Raw genomic sequence first — 23,531 nt, 5'->3', positions numbered from 1 at the left:
TTGTATTCACTTTTTCAAAAAATCATTGTATGGTAATTATCAAATACCCACAAAATATTTTATGGACAACAAATATAACCAATAGGATGAAAATATCATGAACCTACGCAGCTTGAATTTCGGTCTAGATGAAACTTTAATTGCGCTTCAAGATTCGGTAGCCGCATTTTGTGCAAAGGAAATTGCACCAATTGCCCAACAAGTTGATCAAGACAACAAATTCCCTGCACATCTCTGGAAAAAATTCGGAGATATGGGCCTTTTAGGTATGACGGTTTCTGAAGAATATGGCGGTGCCAATATGGGTTATTTAGCTCATATTATTGCCATGCAAGAAATTTCCCGTGCTTCGGCAGCCATTGGTCTTTCTTATGGTGCTCATTCTAATTTATGTGTAAACCAAATTAACCGTAACGGTAATGAGCAGCAAAAACAAAAGTATTTACCAAAATTAATTTCCGGTGAATATGTTGGTGCCCTTGCCATGTCTGAGCCAAATGCCGGTTCCGATGTCGTCAGCATGAAATTACGCGCCGAGCAAAAAGGTGATCACTTTGTTTTAAACGGTTCAAAAATGTGGATTACCAACGGCGGTGATGCAGATGTACTGGTCGTTTACGCTAAAACTGATCCACAAGCTGGCCCTAAAGGCATGACCGCATTCTTGATTGAAAAAGGCATGAAAGGCTTTAGTCACGGCAACCACTTAGACAAACTCGGTATGCGCGGCTCTAACACTTACCCCCTATTCTTTGACAATGTAGAAGTCCCTGCTGAAAACGTACTTGGTGGTGTGGGTAACGGGGTTAAAGTACTCATGAGTGGTTTGGACTATGAGCGAGCAGTTTTAAGTGCAGGACCTTTAGGCATTATGGATGCTTGCTTAGATGTGGTGATTCCTTACTTACATCAGCGTGAACAGTTTGGTCAGGCTTTAGGTGAATTCCAGCTTATGCAAGGCAAACTTGCCGATATGTATTCAACTTGGTTGGCATGTAAAGCTCTCGTTTATGCTGTTGGTGCTGCATGTGACAAAGCTGACCATGACCGCAGCCTACGCAAAGATGCCGCAAGTGCCATTTTATATGCTGCTGAAAAAGCAACATGGATGGCGGGTGAAGCAATTCAAACTTTAGGTGGCAACGGTTATATCAATGAATTCCCTGCTGGGCGTTTATGGCGCGATGCAAAACTTTATGAAATTGGCGCGGGAACTTCTGAAATTCGCCGCATGCTGATTGGCCGCGAACTTTTCAATGAAACCAAATAATAATTATAAGTAAGGACGCATCTTATGAACCAATTACAAAGCAAGATTAATGTTCGAAGCGAAGACTTCAAAACAAACCAGCAAGCCATGCAAACATTGGTGACAGATCTCAAACAAGTTGCCCAACGTATTGCCTTAGGCGGTGGTGAAAATGCCCGTCAAAAACATTTGGCTCGAGGTAAACTTTTACCCCGTGAACGTATTGATCAACTGATTGATGTCGGCACGGCATTTTTAGAAATTGGTCAATTGGCAGCGTACAACGTTTATGAAGATGATGTTCCTGCTGCGGGTGTGATTGCTGGTATTGGTCAGGTCAACGGCGTAACTTGCATGATCGTTGCCAACGATGCAACGGTTAAAGGTGGAACGTATTACCCACTTACGGTTAAAAAGCATTTACGCGCACAAGAAATTGCTGAACAAAATCACTTGCCTTGTATTTATTTGGTAGATTCAGGCGGTGCCTATTTACCAATGCAAGATGAGGTTTTCCCAGACCGCGATCACTTTGGGCGTATTTTCTATAATCAGGCGCGCATGTCGAGCCTAGGTATTGCCCAAATTGCCGTGGTGATGGGTAGCTGTACCGCAGGTGGTGCTTATGTTCCAGCCATGTCTGATGAAACGATTATTGTCCGTAATCAAGGTACGATTTTCTTAGGTGGTCCTCCTCTGGTAAAAGCTGCAACTGGCGAAGTGGTAAGCAGTGAAGATTTAGGCGGTGGCGATGTACACACACGTCTTTCAGGTGTAGCTGACCACTTAGCTGAAAATGATGAACATGCCATTGCGATTGCACGAAACATTGTTGCTAACTTAAATAAAAAGCCAAATGAGTTAAATAAGCAAATTGATGAGCCGCTGTTTGATGCCTCAGAACTCTATGGCGTGGTGCCAAGTGATGCGCGTAAACCTTTCGATGTGCGTGAAGTCATTGCACGTATTGTAGACGGCTCTCGTTTTGACGAGTTTAAAGCCCGCTTTGGCTCAACACTTGTAACGGGTTTCGCTTCTCTCTACGGCATGCCAGTCGGCATTATTGCCAATAACGGAATTTTATTTTCTGAGTCTGCTCAAAAAGGTGCTCACTTTATTGAACTGTGCACACAGCGCAATATTCCATTGTTATTCCTACAAAACATCACCGGCTTTATGGTCGGTCGCCAGTATGAAAATGAAGGGATTGCAAAAAACGGCGCTAAACTGGTGATGGCAGTTGCAACCGCAAATGTACCAAAACTCACCCTAATTATTGGTGGTTCATTTGGTGCAGGTAACTACGGTATGTGTGGCCGTGCTTATTCACCACGCTTTTTATGGACATGGCCGAACTCTCGTATTTCAGTGATGGGGGGTGAACAAGCAGCGAGCGTACTTTCGACTTTAAAACGAGATCAAATTGAGCAAAAAGGTGCCGAGTGGTCAGCGCAAGAAGAAGACGAATTTAAACAACCGATTCGTGAACAATACGAGCGTCAAGGCCATCCATACTATGCTTCTGCCCGCCTTTGGGACGACGGTGTAATTGATCCAGCTCAAACTCGTCAGGTACTTGGTTTAAGCCTTGCTGCGGCCATGAACGCTCCAATCCAGCCAACCAAATTTGGCGTGTTCCGCATGTAAGAGGTGTATATGAGCTATCAATTTTTACAACTCGAACAACAAGGTCAGGTTGCCTATGTTTGGCTGAATCGCCCTGAATTGCACAATGCTTTTAATACGACAGTCATTGAAGAGCTGCATACTTGCTTTAAGCAAATTAATACACGTGATGATATTCGTGTTGTGGTTTTAGCTGGTCGCGGTAAAAGCTTTTCGGCAGGTGCCGACCTCAACTGGATGAAACAGGCAGGTCAGGCATCTTCAGCAGAAAATGAAGCAGATGCATTAAAACTTGCGCAAATGCTTGATGCACTTGCAACACTTAAACAACCGACTATTGCCCGCGTGCATGGCATTGCCTTTGGTGGCGGCATGGGTTTGGCATCGGCATGTGATATTTGCATTGCAAGTACTGATGCTAAGTTTGCAACTTCTGAGGTTCGTTTAGGTCTTGCTCCTTCTACCATTAGCCCCTATGTAATTCGTGCGATTGGTGCAAGACAAGCTTCCCGTTACTTCTTAACTGCCGAGCGGATTTCAGCACGTGAAGCCAAACAAATTGGTTTAGCACACGAAGTAGCAGATGCTGAAGACTTAGATAAAAAAGTTCAAGAAATTGTTGATGCGCTATTACTCGGTGGCCCGCACGCTCAAGCGGCTTCAAAACAACTCATTCAAATGGTGAGTAACCAGACCATGAGCAATGACTTGCTGCAACAGACAGCACATCATATTGCTCAAGTTCGTCAAGGCGGCGAAGCAAAAGAAGGTCTAAGTGCCTTTTTAAATAAACAACAGCCTGCTTGGGTTTCTAACTCGAATAACAACAATTAAGGACGATCATCATGTTTGAAAAGATTTTAATTGCGAACCGTGGCGAGATTGCCTGCCGCGTAATTCGTACAGCTAAAAAATTAGGTATTAGAACGGTTGCCGTTTACTCAGATGCAGATGCAAATGCCCAACACGTCAAACTTGCAGATGAAGCGGTTTATATTGGTCAGTCCCCTGCAACACAAAGTTATTTACAGGTTGATCGTATTATTCAAGCTGCCATTGATACAGGCAGCCAAGCGGTTCATCCGGGTTACGGCTTCCTTTCTGAAAACGACCAGTTCGCACTCGCTTGCCAACAACACAACATTTGCTTTATTGGCCCGCCAGTGGATGCCATTTTAGCGATGGGCTTAAAAGCAACCTCTAAAGCTTTAATGGAAAAAGCTGGTGTCCCTTTAACACCGGGTTATCACGGAACCAACCAAGATGCGGACTTTTTAAAGCAACAGGCAGACCGAATTGGCTATCCTGTTTTAATTAAAGCCAGTGCTGGCGGCGGTGGTAAAGGCATGAGTCTAGTTGAACGCAGTGAAGATTTTCTGCATGCCTTAGCCTCTTGTAAACGTGAGGCCAAATCGAGTTTTGGTAATGATGATGTCTTGATTGAGCGTTATGTGATTCAACCGCGCCATATTGAAGTGCAAGTGTTTGGCGATACACATGGCAACTACGTACATTTGTTTGAACGCGACTGTTCAGTACAACGCCGCCACCAAAAAGTGCTAGAAGAAGCCCCTGCTCCACAAATGCCAAGCGAAAAGCTCGATGCAATGCGCCAAGCGGCAATTGATGCTGCACGAGCGGTAAATTATGTTGGTGCAGGTACGGTTGAGTTTATTGTGGAACAAGACGGAACGGCGTATTTCATGGAAATGAATACCCGTCTGCAAGTCGAGCACCCTGTTACTGAAATGATTACAGGTGAAGACTTGGTCGAGTGGCAACTTCGCGTCGCTTATGGCGAACCTTTACCTAAACTACAAAACGAATTAAAAATTCACGGACATGCGCTTGAAGCGCGGATTTACGCTGAAGAACCAGAAAAAGGCTTTTTACCTGCTATTGGTAAAATCGACTATTTGCGCTATCCAACTCAAAACCAATATGTACGTGTAGATAGTGGTATTGTTGAAGGCGATGAAATCACGACCTATTACGACCCAATGATTGCCAAACTCATCGTATGGGGTAAAAACCGTGAAGCTGCGCTTATTCAAATGCAAAATGCTTTAAGCCAATTCCATGTGGATGGCTTAGGCAACAACATTGCTTTTCTTGAAAAAATTGTTCGTAGCGAATCGTTTAAACAAGCCAAGCTTGATACCAACCTGATTCAGCGTGAACAAAACTTCTTGTTTAGCCCTGAAGAGATCAAACCGGAACTGGTGGTAGCCGCAGCATTTATTGAGTTTTTAAGCAAGCTTAATAACAACAGCTCAAGCCAAAAACAGCTTTGGCAAGCTCAGCCGCTTTGGCGTTTAAATATTGCTTATCAGCACAGCATTAAATTGAACTATTTAAACCAAAATATTCAAATCAAATTTGCCTCAAATGAAGATGGTTTCACCGCAGAATATAACGGTCAAAGCTACCCGATTTCTGGTCAATTGATTGATGCACATACTGTTTCTGTTCAAATTAGTGGAACTCAGCAAAAGCTGTCTTTTAACCAAAGTCAGCAAGGCATTACCTTGTTCCAAAATGGTCAAAGCTATAAGTTTGCTTATATCCGCCAAGACTTTAATCAGGCAGATAGCCAAGCCGATGAAGGTCATTTAAAAGCACCAATGCCGGGTGTGGTTACACAAGTGCTCGTCAGTGCAAATCATAGCGTGAAGAAAGACGATATTTTAATGACGCTTGAAGCCATGAAAATGGAATATACCATCCGTGCCCCTAAAGATGGCGTGATTGTAGACTCCTATTTCCAAGTCGGTGATCAGGTCAAAGCTGGCGATGAGCTTGTGGAATTTCAGCCTGCACAGGAGGAAGTTGCATGAGTGAATTTGTCAAAATCGTGGAGGTCGGTCCCAGAGACGGCCTCCAAAATGAAAAGCAGGCTTTAACTGTCGAACAACGCTTAAACTTCATTAACGATCTAATCAATGCAGGCCTAAAATCAATTGAAGTCGGTTCATGCGTTTCGGCAAAATGGGTACCGCAAATGGCCCAAAGTGACGAGCTATTTAAGCTGTTACCCCAAACAACCGATGTGCAATTTAGCCTGCTTACTCCAAATATTAAAGGTTTTGAAACTGCTCAAGCGGTAGGATGCAAAGAGGTCGCGGTGTTTACCGCAGCTTCTGAGAGTTTTACCCGTAAAAATATTAACTGTTCAATCGACGAAAGCTTTGAAAAGTTTAGCGATGTCATGAACGCAGCAAAAGCACATAACATCCGTGTACGCGGCTATGTCTCTTGTATTGTCGATTGTCCTTATGAAGGCGCAATTGCCCCTGAGCAAGTCGTAAAAGTGGTTAAACGACTCTATGACATGGGCTGCTATGAAGTGTCTTTAGGTGAAACCATTGGCACCGCAACACCAGATCGTGTTCAAAAGGTATGGCAAGCCTGCCTTGCTGAACTCGATAGCAAGGTATTAGCTGGGCATTTCCACAACACCTATGGCATGGCAATTGCCAATATTTATCAGTCTTTACAGCAAGGTATTCGTGTTTTTGATTCGTCTCTTGCAGGACTTGGAGGTTGCCCTTATGCCAAAGGAGCTTCGGGTAATGTATCGACCGAAGATTTGTTTTATTTGCTATCACACATGGGTTTTGAAACTGGCATTGACTTAGAGAAACTGATGCAAGCCAGCCAAAATATTAGCAATGTATTAAACCGAAAAAGCTTATCGAATTATGCCAATGCGTATTGGCAGACCAAGTGTGCATAGTCATAAATTAAAATAGTTCAGCATCTGGTATAAAGCTGAATATTAGGCAAAGTACCAGATCATCCTATCTCATCTTTATCTCATTCTGTTCAGGAATTGGGGCTCAATCCCTCATGCAATTTTTTTAAAATTTATCGTTCATCTCTGTATTAAATGCCTCTTTAAAAAGAAGCATTTTCTACCCTATTTTTATTCTAATCCGTATTATTCTTCATCCTTTTTCAATTGTAATCCTTAAAAAATTTATCTCCTTATTTATAAAAATAAGATGCATCCATTTCAATTTTTGGAGAAATATATTCTTCTACCCAATCCAGCCATGCGCGTGTTTTGGCATCAATAAAATGGCGTGAAGGCAATAAGGTATAAACTCCAATATCGGGCGAACGCCACTCAGGCAAGATATGACATAATCTTCCATTTTGAACCGCGTCTAAAGCCGAAAACATCGGCAATAACGCAACCCCCATATCCTGTTGCACCACATCTAACAATAACTCGGGGTTATCTGCAATGAGTTGCCCTCCAATGTCGATTTGACAAGACTCACCATTGGCATTTAACAAATGCCAATCTGGCGTAATAGACGGGTTTACCAAGCGTAAACAGGCATGATTTTTTAAGTCTTCTGGAGACTTAGGAACGCCATGTTTTTCTAGGTACGCAGGTGAAGCACATAAAACAGAAAAAATAGTGCCAATTCTGCGTGCAACAAAACGAGAGTCTGTTAATGATTCAGTGAGATAAAGACTGACATCCACCCCTTTTGCTAACAGGTCTGGAACGTATTGTGAGGTCGTATATTCCACGGTTAATTCGGGATAATGCTTACAAAACTCGGCCATGACAGGGAAAACATAATGATGCCCAAAGCTTCCCATACTTAATACACGTAAACGACCTTTAGGTTTAGATGCCGTTCCGGTGACTTCTGCCTCTGCTTCATCCACCATTGAAATAACTTGCCGACAACGCTCTGCATAAGTTGCACCAATATCAGTCAGTGCCTGCTGGCGCGTTGAGCGTTGTATTAATTTTGTACCTAAGCGTGTTTCTAGCTCGCTGATAAGACGTGAAACCTGTGCTGTGGTCAGATCCATCTGCTCAGCTGCTGCTGTGAAACTCCCGCTATCAATCACTTTCAGGAATGCATGCATTGCATGCAAAAGTCCACCATCGAGATTTTTGCGCATAACGTAAATATCTTTTCCTAAATTACGGATTGTTGCACCAGTTTAGATCAACCACAATGACTAAATGTACATACATTGGCACTAATTCTTTTTAAGAAGAGGAACCGATCTTTTTTATTTCGTATGTCACTTGCTCCAAATATTCAACTGGATGTTGAAAAAAGAAAGTAGTCCGAGCTACTAAAAATTCTAAGGAGATATAAATGAATATAGCTACAAAAGTCACTCCAAATATTATTGCAACAAAGGATGTGTCACTTGAAGATAAATATGTAAGTGATAACGGTACAGCATTTATGACCGGCATTCAGGCACTTGTTCGCTTGCCTCTTGCCCAAACTCGCCGTGACGCGATCAATGGTTATCATACTGCTGGTTTTATTTCTGGTTATCGTGGTTCCCCTATTGGTAACTATGATAATTTCCTTTGGCAAGTTGAAGGATTACTTAAATCCCATAATGTCGTATTTCAACCTGGTGTAAACGAAGACTTGGCTGCTACCGCAATCTGGGGTACACAACAAGCAAATCTTTCAGGTCAAGGCAAATATGATGGAGTGTCTTCATGGTGGTATGGTAAAGGCCCGGGTGTTGACCGTTCAGGCGATGTACTCCGCCATGCTAACTTAGCTGGTACCTCTGAACGTGGTGGTGTCGTTGCTTTATTCGGTGATGACCACTCATGTAAATCTTCTACAGTTCCCCACCAGTCTGAACATGTCATGATTGGTTGTGGTATTCCAATTTTCTACCCAACATCCGTTCAACAAATTTTAGACTTTGGTGTTCACGCCATCGCAGTTTCACGTTTTTCTGGTCTTTGGACTTCCATGAAGCTAGTCAGTGAAATTGTAGAAACTTCCGCTTCAGTTCATGTCGACTTAGACCGTGTCACTCCTGTTATACCAGAAGATGTTAATTTCCCAGAGGGTGGCGTTAACATTCGTTGGCCAGATCATGGCATCCAACAAGAAGAACGTCTTTATAAATATCGCTTACCAGCTGTTTTGGCCTATGCTCGTGCGAATAAAATCAATACCGTAACATGGCCTTGTGAAAATGCCCGTATTGGTATTGCTGCAAGTGGTAAAGGTTATTTAGATACCATTGAAGCCCTACGTATTTTAGGAATTGAAGATGAAACAGCCCAACAGCTTGGGCTACGTGTTTATCAAGTTGGTCTAATCTGGCCTTTAGAACCACAAGGTATTCGTGAATTCGCCAAAGGTTTAGAAGAGTTGATCGTTATTGAAGAAAAACGTCCAATTCTTGAAACACAAATTAAAGATGAGCTTTACTCACTGCCTGATGACCAACGTCCTCGTGTCATTGGTAAAGCAACTGACGGCAAAGGTGAATGGAGTACCTCTATTGAAGAAGCACCACTCATTGGTCACTATGAGTACCAGCCTGAACCGATTGCAAAAATGCTGGCTGCTCGCTTCTTAAAACTAGATATTCCAGAAAGCTTAAAAGTACAAATTCAAAGCAGAATCGACCTCCTACTAAAAGCAGAGCAAGAATCAAAACGTGTTATTGACCTTGCTGAACGTAAACCTTATTTCTGTAGTGGTTGCCCACATAACTCATCAACAGTCGTTCCTGAAGGTAGCCGTGCATTAGGTGGTATTGGTTGCCACTATATTGCCGTTTCGCTTGACCGTGGTACGGAAACATTCTCTCAAATGGGCGGTGAAGGTGTAAGCTGGGTCGGTGCATCGCCTTTTACCAATGAAAAACACATTTTTGCTAACCTTGGTGATGGGACTTACTTCCACTCAGGTTACTTGGCAATTCGTCAGTCTATTGCTGCAAAAACCAATATCACCTATAAAATCCTCTACAACGACGCAGTCGCTATGACAGGCGGTCAGCATGTAGATGGTCATTTGAGCGTTGCACAATTAACTCGTCAGCTCGATGCCGAAGGTATTAAAAAACAAGTCATTGTGACTGATGAAATCAAACTGTTAAATGAAGAAGACGGTATTGCACCAGGTGTAGAAATTCGCCACCGTAATGAACTTGACGCAGTTCAACGTGAGCTGCGTGAAATTTCAGGTGTAACTGCTTTAATTTATGTACAAACCTGTGCCAGTGAAAAACGCCGTCGTCGTAAACGTGATGCTTACCCTGACCCAGCTGAACGTTTATTCATTAATACCGATATTTGCGAAGGCTGTGGCGACTGTTCTAAAAAATCAAACTGTTTATCTATTGAGCCAGTAGAAACAGCTTTAGGCACTAAACGTCAAATTAACCAAAGTAGCTGTAATAAGGACTTCACTTGTGCTGAAGGGTTCTGCCCAAGCTTTGTGACTGTTCATACACGTGATATGAAACGTCCTGCTAAATTTGAAGGTATTAGCGCAGGATGGCCAACGTCCCCAATTATTCCTCAGTTATATGATGTTCCAAGTCGCATTATGGTCGGCGGTATTGGTGGTACGGGTGTTGTGACTATCGGTGCACTTCTTGGTATGGCAGCTCACCTAGAAGGCAAAGCAACACGTGTTATGGATATGGCAGGTCTTGCGCAAAAAGGTGGTACGGTTTATTCATACGTACAACTTGCAGCAAGTGATGAGCAAATTTCTTCGACCAAGATTCCAGCAGGTCAATGTGAATTACTCATTGGTGCAGATGCGGTAGTTGCTGGTAGTGGTGCAGCCCTCTCTCGCTTAAAAGAAGATGCCTTAGTGATTGTGAATGAAGACAGCACTCCTACTTCTGAGTTTATTAAATCTCGCGACTGGTATGCACCTATTACTGATTTAATTGACCGTCTTCGTGGTCGTGTTCGTCAAGGTCAATTGGTTTCTCTACCAGCGGCTCGCATTGCCACACTACTCTTGGGTGATTCAATTTATACCAACCAGTTATTACTCGGTATGGCATGGCAATCTGGTCGCATTCCGCTATTACGTGAAAGCATTGAAAAAGCAATTCGCCTAAATGGTACGGCTGTTGAAAAGAACATCGAAGCTTTCCGCGTGGGTTGTCATCTTGCAAGTGACCCGACTTTAGCTGCTCGTTTACTTGCAGCAATGCCAAAAACTAAAACTCCGCAAACTTTGGCTGAACTTGTTGAAGACCGTTCTGCTCGTCTAACAGACTACTGGAATGAAGCTTATGCAGCTAAATACCGCACACTTGTAGAATTGGCAGCTAAAAAGTTACCAGAAGAGTTAACAGGTACGATTGCAACTCAGCTTTACAGAGTCATGGCTTATAAAGATGAATATGAAGTTGCACGTCTACTAACAGGTAAAAGCTTCAAAGAATCGATTGAAACCCAATTCGGTAAAGGCTTACGTTTAACGTATCATCTTGCTCCGCCAGCTTTACTTGGTGGCCTGAAAAATGTCCGTAAACGTGCGTTTGGTTACTGGATGCGCTTCCCAATGATGATGCTTGCTCGCTTACAATGGCTTCGTGAAACTTTCCTTGACCCATTTGCACGTCAAGAAGAACGTCAACACGAACAAGCTTGGCGTGACCGTTACATCGCATTTGTTGAAGCACTTGTTGAAGCACCCGACAATCATAACTTGGCAGTTGCTGAACAAATTGCAAAACTACCGGCAGAAGTCCGAGGTTATGGACATATCAAAATGAAAGCAATGGACGCTGCAAAACAACGTTGGGATGAACTTACCCCAACACTGCTAAAAGTCCGTAACTAAAAATTAAATCTCAAAATAAAAAAGTCATCCTGAGGGATGACTTTTTTATTGGCTCAAAAATTTATTTAGTCATTTTACGTAAAGTCAAAATCTGCTCGCTTCGTCCAAATGGACCATACACATCATGTAAAACTGCACTGGTTAAACCAATGCCATCCGTACCATATTGCTGAACGGTTTCCAAACCTAGCCATTTCCCTTGCGGATAACGGTGCATGTGGATTTGTAAATCAAGATTTGGAAAGCCCCAAGTAAATTCTCCTTCTTGTCTTGGAACAATGCCGTTTGCCGCATCTACCATGCCAATTAAATGCGCAAAATCTGTGGTCGGCTGCCCTTCAACCATTTCTTTGTCATTGTTTAGCCAAACAATGCCTTTGCCCGCGCGATGCTGATCATCTGTTTTAGTGACTAATGTCTGGATAAAACCACCCGGCCATCTTTTCATGCCCGACCATTCAGTAAAGGTATCGGGATGATGAATTGGTTGATCTTCAAGCCCCGCAATCTCGGAACTGTCTTGAGTGCACATGCGCCATGCTCTAGCCACAATACAAGTTTTACCTTGTGCTTGTAGTTCTGCTTCAATCAATTCAATCGTTTTACCGGCACGAATCACCTGGGTCTTAATCGTAAATTCACCAAATGCAATTAATCCAAAAATATCAAAACTAATTCGGCCAATTCGCATATCTTGTCGCGGTGAAAACTGTTCTAACTCTACTGCGATCACGCCACTTGCAGGCGCCATATGCTGTTCATGAGGGTTCCAAGCACCTTGCGCATGAACAGTTGAGCAATAATGAGCAATCACTTCACCTTGAGGACCAATTGTTCTATTCAGTAATTGATAATAAGCATTCATGATTTTCTTTCCTTAGTCCTTATACAACTTCAATATTTGATGAAAATTCACGTTTTAATGCTTATGTTAACCCTCTATTTCATTGGCTCAACTGGTTTTTCCTACCAAAAACTGATGAGTCTAAAATTACAAATTTAATCACTAGGTAAAATTTCGCATGTCAATTTCACCCAGCGATTCTAGAACTTACCATTCACTAAAATGCAAAAGCATCTTGATCGAGCTCCATCACCGATTCAGCTCCTGACTCAATAGAAGCGGCATGGCTCTGTGTACGATTTAAAAGTTTTTGATAGAAAAACTTAGCTGTCGTTAATTTTGCTTTATAAAAAGCTTCCTCTTGTGTACCCGATTCTAATTTTTCATGGGCAACTTGTGCCATTCGAGCCCATAAATAAGCGAACACGACGTAACTGGAAAAATAAAGATAATCCACCGAAGCGGCCCCTATTTCTTCAGGGTTGTGTTTTGCTTTGTCGGCAATAGTTTTGGTCAGTGACAGCCATTTCTGCTTAAGCTCAGCTAATTTTTCTAAATAAGGTTTCAAGACTTCATTGGATTGCTGTTGACCAATAAACTGATCAATTAAATCAGTCATATTTTTTAGAAGTTTACCTTCTGACTTGAGAACTTTACGTGCCAGCAGATCTAGAGACTGGATTTCGGTCGTTCCTTCATACAATGTCGAGATACGTGCATCACGTACAATTTGCTCCATTCCATGCTCAACAATAAAGCCGTGGCCGCCAAATACTTGAACGCCATGCTTTGCAGACTCATTACCCGACTCTGTTAAAAAAGCTTTAGCAATTGGCGTTAAAAAAGCCAGTAATTCGTCAGAGTGTTTTTGCTGTTCCTGATCGTTTGAGCTTTCGACAATATCGACATGCTGGGCTAAAAAGTAAGCCAGTGCACGACCACCTTCAGAAAATGCTTTTTGGGTCATTAACATCGAACGTACAGCGGGATGCACAATAATTGGATCGGCATTTTTGTCAGGATATTTAGGACCGGATAACGAACGCATAGCGAGGCGCTCTTTGGCATAACTTAATGCGCCTTGAAATGAAATTTCAGAAGCAGCAAGCCCTTGTACAGCTGTTCCAATACGTGCGGTATTCATAAAGGTAAACATACAATTAAGCCCGCGATTTTCCGGACCAATCAAATAACCTTTGGCACCATCAAAATTAAGTACGCAGGTAGCATTACCATGAATCCCCATTTTATGTTCAATCGCACTACAAACGACTTTATTACGGTCTTCTAAATTACCTTCATCGTCTACATTAAATTTAGGCACAATAAATAAAGAAATGCCTTTAGTCCCTGCAGGTGCCTGAGGCAAACGGGCTAAAACAATATGAATAATATTTTCAGAAAGATCATGCTCACCCGCCGAGATAAAAATCTTTTCACCTGTAATGGAGTAGCTACCGTCCGGATTTGGTTCTGCTTTCGTTCTAATTAACCCAAGGTCTGAGCCTGCATGGGATTCGGTTAAACACATGGTTCCGGTCCAAGCCCCACTAATGAGTTTAGTCAAAAACTTTTGTTTTTGTTGCTCGGTCCCATGATGCTCAATTGTTCTCATTGCGCCATGAGACAATCCCGGATACATTGCCCAAGCCCAATTAGAACCACATAACATTTCAGAAATCGCAATCCGCAGCAATGTCGGCAAGCCTTGCCCACCATATTCTGGATCGGCCGTTAGCGAGGTAAAACCTAGCTCGGCATATTTTTGGTAGGCTTCTTTAAACCCTTTCGGGGTTGTGACTACACCTTGATTTAAATGACAGCCTTCCTGATCACCATTTTGGTTAATCGGCGCCAACTCATTTTCACAAAAATCTGCTGCTGCTTCTAAATATTGATCAATTAATTCTCGATTTACGCTTTCCTGATATTTTCTTAAACCTTGATAGTTTTGTTCTGTTTGAAGCATTTCATGCAGTACAAATTGCATATCACGTAATGGAGCTTTGTATAAAGGCATCGTTTTTTCCTTTCACTTCACTGCCTGTGTCATGGGCAGATATCGTTTTTCCTTAAAATGGACTTTTATTGTTTCAATCTCACCAAAATATCAAAAAATTTCTTATAGCAAAATATATTTTCACTAATTTAATAAAATTATCCTAACTTAGTTATAGAGATAAAATATAAACATATGTTTTTAAATACAAATATAAGATAAAAATTAATTAGTCTTGTTTAACTAGAATAAATTTATATTTTGTATTGCAAAATTTTATTCCGTAAAAAATCAATTTATAGTATGGTGATTAGACTGCTTAATCATGCAAGGACGATTTATGGAAAGCCCGAAATACACAGGTCTTGAGTTTTTAACCGCTTTAAAAAATGGTGAAGTTTCTCCATCACCTATGGCTCACACCATACCGATGGAACTCATTGAAGTTTCCGAAGGTAAAGCAACTTATAAAGTTACTCCTCGCAAAGAACATAGAAATATACAAGGCGGTGTACACGGCGGCTTTTGTGCCACAGCTTTAGATACGGCGACAGGCAGTGCGGCCCATACCCTACTTGAACATGGTGTTGGCTATGGAACCATTGATTTAAATGTAAAAATGATCCGCCCCATGCAGGTTGATACGTCTTACTATGCGACGGCCGAGTTGATTAATGCGGGCCGCAATATTATTAGTACCCAAGGTAAAATCGTAGATGAAAACGGCAAAGTGTATGCTTTTGCTTCGGCAACCTTAATGATTATTCGCAAATGATAAAATATCTAAGCTCCTGTTTATGGAGCTTTTTCTTGCTTTGCTATCTTGTTCATTTCATAAAAATCAAAGCGATCAATCACGAAACTTAATATTGCCAACCCTAGCCCTAAGGCTGCACATGCTTCCCATCCCCAGTGTTTCCAAGCATACACCGCAATAAAAGAACCTAAGGCGGCTCCGCCAAAATATAAGGTCATATAAATTGAATTAATACGGGAACGTGCCTCGGCCGAAATACGGTAGACCAGATTTTGGTTGAGTACATGAAATGCTGACAAACCGAAGTACGCCATAATCACACCAACAGCGTAGGCAACCAGAGACTGCTGAGCAAAAAATAGGGGTATCCATGCACTCATTAATAACCCCATGCAAATCACTGCAATTTTATTTTCAAGACCTGCTGCAATTTTCTTACCTGCCCAAGGAGTCGCAAATACGCCAGCCAAGCCCACAATTCCAAATAAACCAATTTGGAAATCGTTAAAGTGATAAGGCTCATTCGCCAAAATAAAAGTCATGGTGGTAAAAATGAGAGCCAAAATACCAAAGCCAATTCCACCAGCAAAACCACGGCGTAATAAATGCGGCTGGTGAACAGCTAATGAAAATAGTGAGCCATAAATCTGTAGAATATTGAGTTCGTGAGACTTACGCGCAACTGGCAACTTCACCCACATTACCCAAGCAAACACCAAAATGACAATTCCACTAATTAAATAAACCGCATGCCAAGACCAAACTGTAGAAAGTAAGCCTGCAATAGAACGTGCCAATAATATTCCTAAGAACAAACCACTCATGAGAGTGCCTACAACTTGAGGACTTTTTTTCGGGCTGGCTAAACCTGCGGCAAAAGGAACCAAAACTTGAGTCGCAATCGAAAAGAATGTGGCTAAAAAGGTAAAGCCATATAAAGCTGGCAAGGTTTGACTTAAGGATAACCCTACTTGGGCAAGGCCTGTACAACACATGAGCAAGCAAATATAACTTCGCTTTTCAAAAAAGTCGCCTAAGGGAACCAATATAAAAAGGCCAACTGCGTAGGACAGTTGGCTAATCACAATAGTTAAAGCGACTTGATCGGCATTAACTTTTAATGCTTCAGCAATCGAATAGATTAAGGGCTGGTTATAATAGTTTGAACCCGCACAAATTCCACATGTCATTGCCATGATAAAAATAAAGCTTTTTGACAGTATATTTTCTGCATTGGGCTCAACTATTTTTTCCATTTTTAACTACGCCCTATTTTAAAATTTATACATCGAAACAAAGTTTACACGTGATACATCAGCGGTTCTGCCGTCAAACACTTCTCGTTTGCCTTGGTGATATTCCATCCCAATATCCATTTGCTCAATCGGTGAATAAAAGACGTTAGCTGCGTAGTCCGTTAAGCGTTTATTAGCATCTGGGTTGAGTTTGGCATATGCCGTGTCGTCGTCATAATCAAACATTGAAGCCGATAAGTTTGCACGCCATTGCTCATTAAATTTATATGAATAACCAATATTGATGCTATTCAACTTATTCATAACCAAATCTGTTTTGTCTTCGTTTAAAGAGAAATCACCCGCGGCATTTAAACTTGTTGAATTTGCCAACCCACTTTGGGCGGTATACGGCATAAATTTTTGATCACCGACAATATATTGATAATTTGCTTGTACTGATTGTTGTGGCGTGAGTTGATATTTTAAACCGCCTCCAGCACCCCAGCTTACTTTTTTCACCGTGGCAGTTGCGACATCTGTAGACTTTTCATTAATAAAACCTTGAGCAAGTGCCGTTAGAGGCCCCTGTTTAAAGGTATAGCGACCCGTTAAAGTTGGAAATGCCGATACTCTCGAACCTGTATATTCCAAAGCTACTTTTAAATCATTATTGGCATCAATTTTCCAGTCATAACGAATTTGAGGAGTACGTGTATAAGAAGTCCCCACAAATTGGGTGTAATCGACAGCTTCTGTACGGGTTTCCATGTTAGACATGAGTGACCATGTTTGACCAAAAGTCCAGTCTTTATAGGTAAAAAATGCATGACGGATACGGAATTTACCATCCCCCGTTCCCATGTTAGAGCTATCAAAGAAATCGGCTTCGATATTCCCTGTAACCGCTTTATTTGGGCTATTAAAATAAACACCTAATCGGCTTGCATTAATCATGGCATCAGAGCGTGCATGGTTTGAACGTTTTTCACTTTCAAAAGGTGTTCGGTACAGGCTGCTGGTCGTTCTACCACCCGAGTCAGGTGATGATTTAAAATCGACCGCTGCATCAATACGGGCAATACCGTAAACCTTGACATTATCCGTCCAAGTGACCCATGAAGGAGCAACTGGCTTTTCTGTTACCGTTGCTTTAGTTTTTTCAATGTTCTCTTCGATCTTAACCTGTTTGACCTGTAAATTATTTTGAGTTTGTTTCTGAGCAGCAAGTTCTGCTTTTAATTTTTGCAGCTCAGTTTCTAGCAAATTAATTCTTTGTTCTGTCGTATCTGAAGAATTTGCAAAAATAGTCCCTGAAGCCGCAGCACAAGCTGCAGCTAAAATTAATTTTTTCATCTTTTAATCCTTAAAGAAGCGTTTTTCCGTGTGTATTTAGGCTACACGTGCATCGATTAGTTCACAGTCAGTGACTGCCTGTAATTCATCAAAAGTTAAGCCGTCTACCATTTCCTTGACGTAAGCTTTTTGGTCTTTGAGTTCAATAATGCATAAATCGGTATAAATACGGTTTACACACTGCTCACCCGTTATTGGATAGCTCAGTTCTTTTACAATTTTGGGCTCACCTTTTTTAGTGACATGCTCCATATAGACATAAATCGTTTTTGCACCGACTGCCAAATCCATAGCACCACCAACTGCTGGCACATCATCTGCCTTACCGGTATGCCAGTTTGCCAGGTCTCCATTTACCGCAACTTGGAATGCACCAATCACACAAACATCCAGATGACCGCCACGCATAATGTCAAATGAGTCGCCATGATGCATAAAGCATCCGCCGTCTAACAAAGTAACAAGTTCTTTTCCGGCATTCACTAAGTCTTGATCTTCCTCACCCGGTTGTGGTGGTGGACCAAAAGCCAAAACCCCATTTTCCGAATGTAAAAAGATTTCTTTGTCTTTTGGCAAAAATTTAGCAACGTTGGTGGGTAAGCCAATGCCTAAATTGACATAAGAACCTTCCGGAATGTCATTGGCAATGAGTTTAGCAATATCTTCACGAGAACGCTTTTGAACTGACATTAGATATCTCCTACTTTTACAACGTGCTGAACAAAAATTCCTGGTGTAATAATGCACTCAGGGTCAAGCGTTCCTAGCTCTACGGTGTCATTCACTTGAACAATCGTGGTCTTGGCAGCTTTTGCCATAATTGGGCCAAAATTACGGGCTGCTTTGCGGTAAGTTAAATTGCCCCAGCGATCGGCTTTATCGGCATAAATCAGTGCAAAATCAGCTTCAAGTGGATATTCAAGCACATAGTTTTTACCGTTAATGGTTCGGGTCTCTTTACCCTCGGCAACTTTAGTGCCATAACCAGTCGGAGTAAAAATAGCCCCGAGACCAGCACCTGCGGCCTGAATACGACAAGCCAAATTACCTTGTGGAACCAGTTCTAACTCAATTTTTCCCGCTCTATATAAGTCTTGAAAAACGGTTGATCCAGCAGATTTCGGAAATGAACAAATCATTTTTTTAACACAGCCAGCAATAATCAGATTTGTTAAACCACGATCACCAGAAGCTGCATTGTTATTTACAATGGTGAGTTCTTTTTTTCCTAAATCGATTAAGGCTTCAATTAATTCAGCAGGTTGCCCCGTCACACCAAACCCGCCTGTCATGATGGTTGCCCCATCAGGAATAGCTTTTAAAATCGGTTCAATGTCACTGGTGATTTTATTTATCATCTCACTTGTCCCTTTTCATCCTTAATTTAAGGTGACAGATTGATCTGTCACTCTGCCTTTTGCGGGTTAAATAGTCGGTCTTTAATAAATAACAATGGAATTACACCGCAGATAAAATAAGCTGCAGCCATCACCAAGAGCCCTAAACCAATAGAACCGTTTTGCGATAGATAACCAATTGTTAATGGAGAGAAAATAGAAAGTACTTTGCCAATGTTATAAGCACCACCCACTGCCGAGCCTCGAATAGAAGTCGGGAAGCTTTCTGTCATATATGTGGCATTAATTGCATAAGGCATACCGTAAAGGAAACCGAAAAACAGCATCATCCATAAAATGTTGGTTGGTGTATTTAAGTAGACAATGACCGGAATAAATAAGGCTGTACCAATGGTTCCGAAAGCAAATACAGCGCGGCGTCCTAATTTATCGGCAACAATACCTGCAATTACTTTGGCAAACATCATAATTAGGAATGTACCGACCATATACATCGCCATTTCTTTAAACTTGATGCCAAGGTCAGACTCTAAATAAGCAGGTAACCAGTTACTTACGCCGTAATAACCAAACTGCAATGCACCCGTACTAATAATCCAAAGAACAAACATGGTGCCATGTTTCTTATCTCTTAAAATCTCAAGATATGGATTTTGGCGTTTTTTAGGTTGGTTACTTTGAGCGACTTCTAGCGCTTTTAGTTGACGGGCTTTTTTCCATGACTCAGGTTCAGGTACGCAAAAGTGCATCAAAACTGACAAAACCACAGGCGTAATTGCAATCCAGTATAGGAAACGCCAGCCATGTTCAGGAATAATATGTCCAGCTAATAAGGTCGCTAATAAAGAACCTAGTGTATAACCTGTCATCAGCGTTGCTAAAACGGTAGAACGGTGTTTGGTTGGCACCATTTCAGACATAAGAATGTTACAGGCAATATATAATGCACCTAAGCCCATGGCGCCTATTGTTCTTAAAACTGCAAATTGCATATAAGAATGTGTAAAGCCGAGTGCGCAGGTTAATATCGAAGAAAAAGCAATAAAGAAAACAATAATGCGAACCCGACCAAAACGGTCGCAAGCCCAACCACCAATAAGACCACCCACGGCCGAACCAAATAGTGTCAAGCTTCCTAATGTTCCGGCTTGCACACCAGTTAAATGAAACTCTGCTTTAAGACTAGTGAGACTTAATGCCAAAAAACCTAAGTCGGCCCCGTCACATAAAAGTGTAAAAAAAGCGAATATAAAAGCTGTAATCCAAATCTTTTTTGGTGTTTGAATAGCTTCAGTGCTACTCATATTCTCTGTAACAGTCTTTGTTGTCATGTCCATATCCTCAGAAGGAACATGAGGCATCCCATGCCTCATGGCATTTGATTTTTTATTAGGCTGTAGCTTCCCTAATCATGTTTTTGGCAATAATAAGTTGTTGAACTTGCGTGGTTCCTTCATATAAACGGAACAAACGCACATCTCGATAAAAACGCTCGATGGCATATTCACTGATATAGCCCGCACCACCGTGAATCTGTACACAGCGGTCAGCAACACGACCACACATTTCGGTCGCAAACATTTTTGCGCAAGAAGCTTCCGTGCTAATGTTTTCACCATTATCACGGCGGCGAGCTGCATCTAGGACCATACATTTAGCTGCATAAATCTCGGCTTTTGAGTCGGCAAGCATGGCTTGAATAAGCTGGAAGTTTGCAATAGGTTGACCAAACTGCTTACGCTCAATCGCATAGTGCAGTGCGTCGTTTAACATGCGTTCGGCAACACCTACGCTATAGGCACCAATATGCAAACGCCCTTTATCAAGCACTTTCATGGCCGTTTTAAAACCGACACCTTCTACCCCACCAATCAGTGCAGAAGCAGGCACACGGCAATTTTCAAAAATCACATCACAGGTATGTGAACCCTTTTGCCCCATTTTTTGGTCAATTTTGCCCAACGTAATGCCTGGCGTATTGGCCTCAACTAAAAAAGCTGAAATGCCACCCGACCCTTTAATTTCAGGATTTGTCCGAGCCATTACAGTGAAAGTTGCAGCATGGGGTGCATTGGTAATAAAACGTTTGGTGCCATTTAACACATAAAAATCGCCATCTTTTACGGCACTGGTTTTTAAAGAGGCAGCGTCAGAGCCAGATTCAGGCTCGGTTAAACAAAATGAACCAATAATTTCGCCACTTGCGTAACGTGGTAAATATTTCTGCTTTTGCTCTTCTGTGCCATCAATCAAAATTGCACTTGAGCCAATACCGTTATTAGTACCAATTAAAGAACGGAAAGCTGGTGAAGTTTGTCCAAGTTCAAATGCAACTCTGACTTCCTCTTCCATAGTGATGCCTAAGCCACCATATTCTTCGGGAATTGTAAGACCGAACAAACCAAGCTCACGCATTTGCTGCACAATGTCATCCGGAATTTTGTCTTTCTCTACCACTTCGTTTTCACGAGGGATCAATTCATTTTTTACAAAATCTCGAATTGTTGAAAGTAACTGCTCCAACATCCCTTCATCACGGATCATCTGTGATCTCCCTTTTTATGTATTTCCATCGTACCCATCAGCCATCTCCAGCTAATCTGGATACCATGTTTTAAATCTTGTTTACTGCGGATGTGTTTCATAGTACGAGAACAAAAATACAAATTTCAAGCTTTTTTGAAAATTAATTTCGTTTAACGAAATTTAAAATTAGACCACTACGTAATATCAATAACTTAGATCTTTTAAAAGATAACAACTACGCTCTTAAAAGAAATAAGACTTGAAATAAATTCCAAAATAAGCATCATAAAAGGAATATAGTTTTGATATGCGAAACAAGGAATTCAAAAATGAGTGTGTCAACAGGGAATAATTTCGTAGAAGTCGACTTTTCTATTCAAAAAATAGCGGTTGTTAAAATTAACCGCCCAGAAGCAAAAAATGCTTTAAACGGTGAAGTTCGCAAACAACTCGCACAAGCTTTTACCGAGTTAAGTTTTAACGATGAGATCAATGCGGTTGTGCTCACAGGCGGTGAAGAAGTCTTTGCCGCAGGTGCAGATCTAAAAGAAATGGCAACCGCAACTTCCACAGAAATGTTATTGCGTCATACAGAACGTTATTGGAATGCGATTGCCCAGTGCCCTAAACCCGTGATTGCTGCCGTAAATGGTTATGCATTAGGGGGTGGCTGCGAACTTGCAATGCACGCTGACATTATTATTGCAGGTAAAGGCGCAACATTTGGCCAGCCGGAAATTAAAGTTGGTTTAATGCCTGGTGCTGGCGGTACACAACGTTTATTCCGTGCTGTGGGTAAATTCCATGCCATGCGCATGATTATGACAGGCGCCATGGTCAAAGCCGAAGAAGCTTATTTGATTGGTCTTGTTTCACAAGTCACAGAAGATGACCAAACCATTTCAACTGCAATTCAAATGGCACAAAGCCTAGCCAAAATGCCGCCGATTGCCCTGCAACAAATTAAAGAAGTTGCGCTTATGAGCGAAGATGTTCCATTAAATGCAGGCTTAACGTTAGAACGTAAAGCATTCCAGTTGTTGTTTTCTACGGAAGATAAAAATGAAGGCGTTCAAGCTTTTATCGAAAAGCGTAAGCCGTCGTATCAAGGTAAATAATTTAAAACCATAATAACAAAGGAATGAAAATGGCCAGAAAAGTATTGATTAGTGCAGGTGGTTCAGGGATTGGACGATGCATTGCTGAAGTTTTTTTAAACAATCAGGATGAAGTTTTTGTTTGCGATATTAATGCTAAAAGCCTAGAACAATTTCAACAAGATTATCCAAATTTGCATATCTACACATGTGATTTGGCTGATCATGAGCAAATTAAACTCATGTTTAGTCAAGCCATTCAGAAACTTGGCGGTATTGATATTTTAATCAATAACACAGGCATCTCCGGCCCAACCGTTGCAGCAGATGAGCTAAGTTTTGAAGATTGGAACACGGTGATTAATTTAAACCTGAATAGCACTTTTTTAATTACCCAGTTAGCCATTCCCTATTTAAAGCAAGCACAGGCAGGCGTGATTATAAATATGTCGTCTATTGCCGGACGCTTAGGCTATCCATATCGATTGGCCTATTCCACTTCAAAATGGGGACTGATTGGTTTTACCAAAACGCTTTCTATGGAACTTGGTGCAGATAATATTCGAGTTAACGCTATTCTTCCGGGTGCAGTCGATGGTGATCGGGTTCAACGCGTATTACAGGCCCGTGCCGATGTAGCGCAGACCTCACTTGAAGAAGTGACTCAAAATGCACTGAAAAATCAGTCACTCAAATATTTTGTCAATCCAAAACATATTGCAGATTTATGCCTATTTTTAGCGTCAGACAGTGGCCGCTCAATTTCAGGGCAAATCTTACCAATTGATGGTGATAAACAATGCTTAAGCTAAATCACCCAACCCTATTTTTCCGTTTAATTTCAAATATAGATTAATCATCAGGATGAT

18 protein-coding genes are annotated in these 23,531 nt (G+C 41.6%); 9 read left to right on the top strand and 9 right to left on the bottom strand.

Annotated features, from left to right (window positions below; all coding sequences use genetic code 11):
• The first annotated feature begins 97 nt into the window (after nt 1–97).
• Genes R5R67_RS10065 through R5R67_RS10045 form a run of 5 tightly spaced genes read left to right on the top strand, consistent with a single transcriptional unit; the run spans nt 98 to nt 6,611 of the window.
• Nucleotides 98–1,270, top strand: a complete 1,173-nt coding sequence (locus tag R5R67_RS10065) for an isovaleryl-CoA dehydrogenase (protein WP_001053639.1) — start codon at nt 98–100, stop codon at nt 1,268–1,270.
• A gap of 24 nt (nt 1,271–1,294) precedes the next feature.
• The gene (locus R5R67_RS10060; RefSeq protein WP_001072770.1) at nt 1,295–2,896 is read left to right on the top strand and encodes a carboxyl transferase domain-containing protein; all 1,602 of its coding nucleotides are present in this window, start codon (nt 1,295–1,297) and stop codon (nt 2,894–2,896) included.
• 9 nt (nt 2,897–2,905) lie between these two features.
• Nucleotides 2,906–3,709, top strand: coding sequence for an enoyl-CoA hydratase/isomerase family protein (locus R5R67_RS10055; RefSeq protein ID WP_000121727.1), 804 nt, complete (start codon nt 2,906–2,908; stop codon nt 3,707–3,709).
• Nucleotides 3,710–3,720: 11 nt separating this feature from the next.
• Nucleotides 3,721–5,712, top strand: coding sequence for an acetyl/propionyl/methylcrotonyl-CoA carboxylase subunit alpha (locus R5R67_RS10050; RefSeq protein WP_000461805.1), 1,992 nt, complete (start codon nt 3,721–3,723; stop codon nt 5,710–5,712).
• Nucleotides 5,709–6,611 carry a hydroxymethylglutaryl-CoA lyase gene (locus R5R67_RS10045; protein WP_001288895.1) on the top strand — a complete coding sequence of 301 codons (903 nt, stop codon included), beginning with the start codon at nt 5,709–5,711 and terminating at the stop codon, nt 6,609–6,611. Before R5R67_RS10050 ends, R5R67_RS10045 begins: the two co-directional genes overlap by 4 nt.
• Nucleotides 6,612–6,862: 251 nt before the next feature.
• Here the strand turns inward: R5R67_RS10045 and R5R67_RS10040 are convergent, their stop codons facing one another.
• Nucleotides 6,863–7,804 carry a LysR family transcriptional regulator gene (locus R5R67_RS10040; protein ID WP_001230723.1) on the bottom strand — a complete coding sequence of 314 codons (942 nt, stop codon included), beginning with the start codon at nt 7,802–7,804 and terminating at the stop codon, nt 6,863–6,865.
• A 203-nt stretch (nt 7,805–8,007) separates the two neighbouring features.
• Between R5R67_RS10040 and R5R67_RS10035 the strand changes: the two genes are divergently transcribed.
• A complete protein-coding gene (locus R5R67_RS10035) occupies nt 8,008–11,490 on the top strand; it encodes an indolepyruvate ferredoxin oxidoreductase family protein (RefSeq protein ID WP_001017554.1) in 3,483 nt (1,160 codons plus the stop codon).
• Nucleotides 11,491–11,551: 61 nt separating this feature from the next.
• Here the strand turns inward: R5R67_RS10035 and R5R67_RS10030 are convergent, their stop codons facing one another.
• Nucleotides 11,552–12,355: a thioesterase family protein gene (locus R5R67_RS10030; RefSeq protein ID WP_000995514.1), complete on the bottom strand. Its 804-nt coding sequence runs from the start codon at nt 12,353–12,355 to the stop codon at nt 11,552–11,554.
• Between the two features lie 196 nt (nt 12,356–12,551).
• Entirely contained in the window at nt 12,552–14,354 is a 1,803-nt protein-coding gene (locus tag R5R67_RS10025) for an acyl-CoA dehydrogenase C-terminal domain-containing protein (RefSeq protein ID WP_001131913.1), read from the bottom strand.
• Nucleotides 14,355–14,658: 304 nt separating this feature from the next.
• Here R5R67_RS10025 and R5R67_RS10020 point away from each other — a divergent pair, with 304 nt between their 5' ends.
• On the top strand, nt 14,659–15,108 hold the full coding sequence (locus R5R67_RS10020; protein WP_001990030.1) for a PaaI family thioesterase: 450 nt from the start codon (nt 14,659–14,661) through the stop codon (nt 15,106–15,108).
• 20 nt (nt 15,109–15,128) lie between these two features.
• Here R5R67_RS10020 and R5R67_RS10015 read toward each other — a convergent pair whose 3' ends face one another.
• From R5R67_RS10015 to R5R67_RS09990, 6 genes are read right to left on the bottom strand one after another with little or no spacing between them, the layout of a single operon-like run.
• A complete protein-coding gene (locus tag R5R67_RS10015) occupies nt 15,129–16,346 on the bottom strand; it encodes an MFS transporter (protein WP_000411823.1) in 1,218 nt (405 codons plus the stop codon).
• An 18-nt stretch (nt 16,347–16,364) separates the two neighbouring features.
• The gene (gene dcaP / locus R5R67_RS10010; protein WP_000733485.1) at nt 16,365–17,681 is read right to left on the bottom strand and encodes an outer membrane trimeric porin-like protein DcaP; all 1,317 of its coding nucleotides are present in this window, start codon (nt 17,679–17,681) and stop codon (nt 16,365–16,367) included.
• 36 nt (nt 17,682–17,717) lie between these two features.
• Nucleotides 17,718–18,371 (bottom strand): 3-oxoacid CoA-transferase subunit B, encoded by a 654-nt coding sequence (locus R5R67_RS10005; protein ID WP_000116041.1) that lies wholly within the window; start codon nt 18,369–18,371, stop codon nt 17,718–17,720.
• Nucleotides 18,371–19,039, bottom strand: a complete 669-nt coding sequence (locus tag R5R67_RS10000) for a 3-oxoacid CoA-transferase subunit A (RefSeq protein ID WP_000608703.1) — start codon at nt 19,037–19,039, stop codon at nt 18,371–18,373. The genes R5R67_RS10005 and R5R67_RS10000 overlap by 1 nt, the downstream gene beginning before the upstream one ends.
• Before the next feature lie 47 nt (nt 19,040–19,086).
• On the bottom strand, nt 19,087–20,370 hold the full coding sequence (locus R5R67_RS09995; RefSeq protein ID WP_002041103.1) for an MFS transporter: 1,284 nt from the start codon (nt 20,368–20,370) through the stop codon (nt 19,087–19,089).
• Nucleotides 20,371–20,428: 58 nt separating this feature from the next.
• Nucleotides 20,429–21,583: an acyl-CoA dehydrogenase family protein gene (locus R5R67_RS09990; protein ID WP_000617392.1), complete on the bottom strand. Its 1,155-nt coding sequence runs from the start codon at nt 21,581–21,583 to the stop codon at nt 20,429–20,431.
• Between the two features lie 311 nt (nt 21,584–21,894).
• On the opposite strand from R5R67_RS09990, the gene R5R67_RS09985 reads away from it, so the two are divergent.
• Both R5R67_RS09985 and R5R67_RS09980 read left to right on the top strand, forming a co-directional pair.
• Complete coding sequence (locus R5R67_RS09985) at nt 21,895–22,683, top strand: enoyl-CoA hydratase (protein WP_000116914.1); 789 nt, start codon at nt 21,895–21,897, stop codon at nt 22,681–22,683.
• A gap of 29 nt (nt 22,684–22,712) precedes the next feature.
• Entirely contained in the window at nt 22,713–23,474 is a 762-nt protein-coding gene (locus tag R5R67_RS09980) for an SDR family oxidoreductase (protein WP_000101941.1), read from the top strand.
• Nucleotides 23,475–23,531 lie beyond the last annotated feature (57 nt).

The organism is Acinetobacter sp. OYA S30 (assembly GCF_033599315.1).
Lineage (GTDB): Bacteria > Pseudomonadota > Gammaproteobacteria > Pseudomonadales > Moraxellaceae > Acinetobacter > Acinetobacter baumannii.
This window is presented reverse-complemented; position numbering and strand designations above follow the sequence as displayed.